The sequence below is a fragment of the Bacillus sp. MBGLi79 genome (assembly GCF_002953915.1).
Genome location: NZ_CP026521.1, coordinates 4,050,197 through 4,056,003 on the forward strand (window position 1 = coordinate 4,050,197; position 5,807 = coordinate 4,056,003).

Genomic DNA, 5,807 nt, shown 5'->3' on the forward strand with positions numbered 1-5,807 from the left:
GAAACCGTTTGTATATGTCACAAAACCGGTCCCAAAAGAAATCGAAGAGATGCTCGCCGAACACTGCACATATGAAATTTGGACTTCGCGCGAGCGCATTCCCAGATCAACCCTGCTCGAAAAAATCAAGGAAGCAGACGGTCTTTTGACCTCGGGGACAAAAATCAACCGTGAATTATTATGCAATGCGCCGAAGTTAAAAATCGTCAGCAACAACTCCGTCGGCTATGACAACTTTGACATTGAAGCAATGAAAGAAAAATCGGTTATCGGCACTCACACACCATACATTCTTGACGGCACAGTCGCAGACCTCGCTTTCGGTCTGATCCTTTCCTCAGCGCGGCGAATCGCCGAGCTCGACCGCTACATCCGCGATGGAAAATGGACCAAATCAGAGGATGATGAAAGCTTGTTCGGATGCGATGTCCATCACCGGACGCTCGGCATCATCGGAATGGGACGAATCGGAGAACAAGTCGCCAAACGGGCGGCCTTGGGTTTTGATATGGAAGTGCTCTATTACAGCCGCAGCCGCAAACCCGACACAGAGAAAAAAACCGGCGCGGTTTATACGGGCTTTCATGAATTGTTGGAACGCTCGGATTTCATTGTTCTGATCACACCGCTCACAGATGAGACATACCGCCTTATCGGCGAAGCTGAATTCAAAAAAATGAAACCGTCATCCATTTTCATCAACATCTCCCGCGGCAAAACCGTTGACGAACAAGCGTTGATTCAAGCGCTGAAAGAAGGATGGATTAAAGGAGCCGGACTTGATGTATTTGAAAAGGAGCCGATTGAAAAAGACAATCCGCTCCTAAGCCTTTCCAATGTGACCCTCGTTCCCCACATTGGATCATCCACTCTTGTCACACACGTCAACATGCTGAAAAGCGCCGTCCAAAACCTGATTGACGGTCTTCAGGGCAGACAGCCAAAAGATATAGTCAAAGAACTGAGATGACGCACATTCTTACATTCAGGCCCGGAATGTTTTGCCGAGCTCGCGTCCTAAACCAAAATAGTGTCTAAAAAGATAAATTAAAGGCCCCCATTTTTGAGGATCGATGTGGTGTTCCCCTTTTATAATCGCTTCATGTGCGTGCACATGAAGCACTTTTGTTTCAATGACGGCAAAATACGGTGAATGTTCCGGAATGCGGATATTGACGGCTTCCGCTTCAATTTGAAGCGGACAATCGGCGACTCTGTCAGGTTTCACCGCCAGGGAATCTGCTGCCGTAAATCCGCCGGCTGCAAACTTTTCTTTAAGGTATGTAAAGCCGAGCCGCTTTTTTTCTTCCGGAACGCATCGTTTGCCGGTATAGGAAGCGAGCCGTTCTACATTGCTCCATAAAGATGAATCCGGCACATTGATGACACATCCGGCTTGTCTCTCTAAATTCTCCAATGCTTTGCCGCCGGTGCCGACGCCGAGTACGATCGAATCCCCAAGCGCCCAAGAAGAGGAAAGCGGGCTGAGATTCGTGGAACCGTCTTCGTTCAGCGTGCTGAGCAAAATGACGGGTGTTCCGTAGTATAAAATGCTTGGCTGAATAATTTTGCTGTTTTGATGCATATCGGTCTCCTCCTTTTATGCTTTTATTGTAATTCTCCAATATTTCAATTAACATCGAAGTATCGATTACATTTTAGGAGGAAGTGTCATGACCGTGAATCCGAATATCGCCGAGGTCGCCAAGCTTGTCACCGATCCGTCGCGGGCCGCGATTTTAACCGCATTGCTTGATGACCGGTTTTATACAGCTACCGAGCTGGCCGGGTATGCGGGAATCAAACAGCAGACAGCAAGCTTTCACCTATCCAAACTGCTTGACGCCGAAATGCTGACATGCCGGAAGCAAGGACGGCACCGCTATTACCGGCTCAAAGATGGCAAGGTTGCACAATCGCTGGAAACTCTGCTCAACATAGCCCCCCCTGCTGAAATTCGCTCTTTCCGGCAGTCAGCCGAAGATCGGGCGGTCAGAAAAGCGCGGACATGCTATGATCACTTGGCTGGATCGCTCGGCGTCACACTTGCGGAGCGGCTCGTGGAGATGGGCGTGTTGAAAGAAGAAGAGACGGCTTTTACCGTGACTGAAGCAGGAGAATTATTTTTGAAGGAACTTGGCATCGATGTTGGGGAAGTCAAAAAGAAACGGCGCTCTTTTTGCCATAAATGCCTGGATTGGAGTGAAAGGCGGCATCACATTGCCGGTGCCCTGGGCTCCGCACTGCTCGACGCTTTTATCCGCATGGGCTGGATCGAGCGGCCCCCGCGCACACGGGCCGTTGCAGTCACGCCCGCGGGCGCAAAGGAACTTTACCGCCTATTTCATATTTCCATTGAAAAGAACTGATGAAAAGCAGTTGGTTTTTTCTTCAAATCTTGACTAACATTCCGGGAGTCAAATAGGAAACCGCGGCGATCCGTTCCCGTCCTCGGGTTTCATGGAAAATTTACAATACTATAATGATTTCTGAGCATGTTTTGAGGTACAATTCAATATGATTACAGACGGAATGGAAATGAGGAAATGCGGCTGTTCAATCCCATGAAGGCACATTCTTCATGTTTATGCTATAAAGTCTAAAGATGGGGAGGACTTTATCCGTGAAAAAAATATTATCCACACTTGCGCTTGGGATTGTTCTCGCGCTCGGCTTTCTGGCGGGGAACCTTTTTACAAGCTCAGCTGAAGGGCCGCATGCAGAAAAAGCCAGCACCGTTCAGTCAAATGAGGTCATTAATACGTTTGAAGGTGTTGCCGACTATATCGTGAAATACGGCAGGCTGCCTGACAACTTCATCACAAAAGCCGAAGCGGCAAAATTAGGGTGGGACCCGCAAAAAGGCAATCTCGCAGAAGTAGCGCCTGGAAAAAGCATCGGCGGCGATATCTTTCAAAACAGAGAAAAGCTGCTTCCAGATGCGGCCGGACGCGTATGGAGAGAAGCCGACATCAACTATACATCGGGATTCCGGGGGTCAGACCGGATCGTCTATTCCAACGACAGACTGGTTTATAAAACAACTGACCACTATAAAACGTTTACGAGAATGAGATGATCATATGAAACAAGTCACTTTAAACGGAGACAAGATCACGAGTGTATCAGACCTTCACCAAACATTAAAAGAACAGCTGGAGCTTCCGGACTACTATGGCGAGAACCTTGACGCGCTGTGGGATTGTCTGACCGGCTGGGTCGGCATGCCTTTGCTGATCGAGTGGAAGAATATCGAAAAAAGCCGGATTTACTTGGGCGATCAAGCCGAAGCATATTTGCAGCTTTTTCGCGAAGCCGAAGAAACTCTGGACGGCTTTCAGCTGAAAACAGAAGGATAAAACAGAAAACGAGCGGGCGCTGCAGACAGGCGTCCGCTTATTTAATTGATGCGCGCAGCGGTGCTTCAGTCAAAAAAGGCTTGAACGAAAATGGTCTGGAAATCTCCGGCGTTCACATCTTCTTTCGTCAAACCGCTTCCGGTTTGCTTTGTGAAGTGATCCTTCGACAAAATTAACTTTCCGTCCATTGTCAGCTTGGAAGCGAGCGGGTTTTTATTAAAGGGAGACGCTTCCTCATCGAAAATCGCATCCCGCACGCACGCAAGCGCCGCTTCATCGATTGGCGTCAGCGAAAATGCGTAGCCGGTCTGCCACCCCTCTCCCTTATCCATTTCAAGAAGGTAATCTCCTTTATCTGTCTTTGTTTTCCTGATACGGTAAGCTCCTGTTTTTGAGGTGATGGGTTCACCTGAGAACGGAACGGGGGCAAGCGGCAGGTTGATGCCGAATCCAGTATCAAGCAAATAGGTTTCATCGCTTTCCCGCAGAATAACGGCGACATGCGTTCCCGTCAGCGCCCACGCCTGTTCTTTTGGATTAAAAACCGTCCCGCGAACCATGTGTACGGAAAAGCCGAGCTCAGTCAGCACATGGTAAAGAAAGGCGTTCAAATCATAGCATAAACCGCCCCTTTTATTGTTCAGCAAGGCTTCCGTCAGCCCTGTTTTTGTCATCGAAATCCGTTCGTTTCTTAAAACCGCGCCATTTTCAAAAGGAAACTGTAAAGCCAGCAGCGATAAAAATTCGGGCAAGTCAGCAAATGTCACCTGCTGACCGGGCTTATATCCAATCCTTTTAAACAGTGAATCAAGCATCGTCGTCATCGGTTATTCTCCTTCCGCTTTGAATCGATGAGAAAAAGCCAAACCTCATAAAGGTTTAGCTTTTTTCTCTTGAACATATGCAGTCAATGCAGCAAGAGCATCTTGTTCATCGGAACCGTCGGCGATCAGCGTGACTTCCGATCCGGAGCTGACAGCTAGGCTCATCAGCCCCATGATGCTTTTGGCATTCACTTTTTTATCTCCCTTTTCCAGAAAAATATCTGATTGAAAACGGTTGGCTTCTTGAACAAACAATGCCGCCGGGCGCGCTTGAAGCCCCGTTTTCAAAAGAATTTCCACTTTTTGTTGAACCATACGATCTCCCCCATTCCCTATTTTAAAGAGACAGATTGTCCTGAACGCAGCTGCTCAGCTATTTCATCCAGTTTCCTAAGCCTGTGATTGATGCCCGATTTGCTGATTTTTCCACTCGACACCATTTCCCCGAGTTCCTTTAAGGTTACTTCCTGATAATCGATGCGGAGCTGGGCGATTTCCCTCAGCTTTTCCGGTAGCGCATCAAGCCCGATTCTTTCGTCGATCAGCTTAATGTTTTCCACCTGCCGCAGAGAAGCGCCGATCGTTTTGTTTAGATTGGCTGTCTCGCAATTGACGAGCCGGTTGACCGAGTTTCTCATATCGCGCACGATCCGGACGTCTTCAAAGCGGAGCAGCGAATTATGCGCGCCGATCACATTCAAAAACTCGGTAATTTTTTCAGCTTCCTTCAGATACGTGATGTATCCTTTTTTCCGCTCAAGCGTTTTGCTGTTTAAATGAAACTGATTCATGAGCCTGCACAATGAATCATTATGCTCTTTATACAGCGAAAAAATTTCGAGGTGGTAAGAAGATGTCTCGGGATTATTGACAGAACCCCCGGCTAAAAAAGCCCCTCTCATATAAGAACGTTTGCAGCAACGTTTTTTGACCAAGTCTTCCGAGATGTTTCTGGCAATGACAAAGTTGTCTCCGAGTATTTTCAGGTCCTCAAGAATCAGCTTGGCATTTTCGATCAGGCGTACGATGTAGACATTGTTTTTTTTCAGTCTCATTTTCTTTCGAACGAGCAGTTCAACGGAAACATCGTATTGTTTCTTCAGCAATGTGTAAATTCTTCTGGCGATGGCCGCGTTCTCGGTCTGGACGTCGAGAACCACTTTTCGGTTTGAGAAAGACAATGAACCGTTCATCCGAATGAGGGCAGAGAGCTCTGCTTTCGCGCAGCAATCTTTTACTTCAAGGTTTGTAAGTTCTTTTTTCGTTTCCGATGCAAATGACATATTATGGACACCCCCATTCCCAGGCCTGCTATTCTTTTAACAAATCAACAAGTAGCGAAGCGACTTTATGTGTATCATGACGGATCACGCCATTCTCGTATGTCACAATCTGATCTTTGATGACCTCAAGCCCCATCGCAGACAGGTCATCAATGTTAAACTGGACGGGCTGTGCCTGCTCCTTCGCATAGCGTTCCCGGATATCGTCCGGGATTTCCTCATTGTTGACGAGGATCGTATCGATAAACGGACCGCCCATATGCTGGTTAAGCGCTTTTACATGATCAGCTGCACTGTAGTACAGCGTTTCTCCCGGCTGGGTCATCACATTGCAAATATAA

9 protein-coding genes are annotated in these 5,807 nt (G+C 47.6%); 4 read left to right on the forward strand and 5 right to left on the reverse strand.

All coding sequences use genetic code 11. The annotated features are described in order from the left end of the window. Positions 1 to 970: 2-hydroxyacid dehydrogenase (locus C1T29_RS20675; RefSeq protein ID WP_208945545.1), on the forward strand; the 970-nt coding region annotated here is incomplete at its 5' end. A gap of 15 nt (positions 971 to 985) precedes the next feature. Here C1T29_RS20675 and C1T29_RS20680 read toward each other — a convergent pair. After that, complete coding sequence (locus C1T29_RS20680) at positions 986 to 1,585, reverse strand: flavin reductase family protein (RefSeq protein ID WP_020453052.1); 600 nt, start codon at positions 1,583 to 1,585, stop codon at positions 986 to 988. A gap of 88 nt (positions 1,586 to 1,673) precedes the next feature. On the opposite strand from C1T29_RS20680, the gene C1T29_RS20685 reads away from it, so the two are divergent. From C1T29_RS20685 to C1T29_RS20695, 3 genes are all read left to right on the forward strand, one after another. Further along, entirely contained in the window at positions 1,674 to 2,369 is a 696-nt protein-coding gene (locus C1T29_RS20685) for an ArsR/SmtB family transcription factor (RefSeq protein WP_025810722.1), read from the forward strand. A 254-nt stretch (positions 2,370 to 2,623) separates the two neighbouring features. Next, the gene (locus C1T29_RS20690; RefSeq protein ID WP_020453054.1) at positions 2,624 to 3,079 is read left to right on the forward strand and encodes a ribonuclease; all 456 of its coding nucleotides are present in this window, start codon (positions 2,624 to 2,626) and stop codon (positions 3,077 to 3,079) included. Between the two features lie 4 nt (positions 3,080 to 3,083). Next, on the forward strand, positions 3,084 to 3,359 hold the full coding sequence (locus C1T29_RS20695) for a barstar family protein (protein ID WP_020453055.1): 276 nt from the start codon (positions 3,084 to 3,086) through the stop codon (positions 3,357 to 3,359). 65 nt (positions 3,360 to 3,424) lie between these two features. Here C1T29_RS20695 and C1T29_RS20700 read toward each other — a convergent pair whose 3' ends face one another. The 4 genes from C1T29_RS20700 to C1T29_RS20715 form a co-directional block, all read right to left on the reverse strand. Then, on the reverse strand, positions 3,425 to 4,183 hold the full coding sequence (locus C1T29_RS20700; RefSeq protein WP_020453056.1) for an arylamine N-acetyltransferase: 759 nt from the start codon (positions 4,181 to 4,183) through the stop codon (positions 3,425 to 3,427). 45 nt (positions 4,184 to 4,228) lie between these two features. Next, a complete protein-coding gene (locus C1T29_RS20705; RefSeq protein WP_020453057.1) occupies positions 4,229 to 4,498 on the reverse strand; it encodes an HPr family phosphocarrier protein in 270 nt (89 codons plus the stop codon). Between the two features lie 17 nt (positions 4,499 to 4,515). Then, complete coding sequence (whiA, locus tag C1T29_RS20710) at positions 4,516 to 5,466, reverse strand: DNA-binding protein WhiA (RefSeq protein WP_020453058.1); 951 nt, start codon at positions 5,464 to 5,466, stop codon at positions 4,516 to 4,518. 28 nt (positions 5,467 to 5,494) lie between these two features. Beyond that, on the reverse strand, positions 5,495 to 5,807 hold a 313-nt coding region (locus C1T29_RS20715), incomplete at its 5' end, for a 2-phospho-L-lactate transferase CofD family protein (RefSeq protein WP_208945546.1).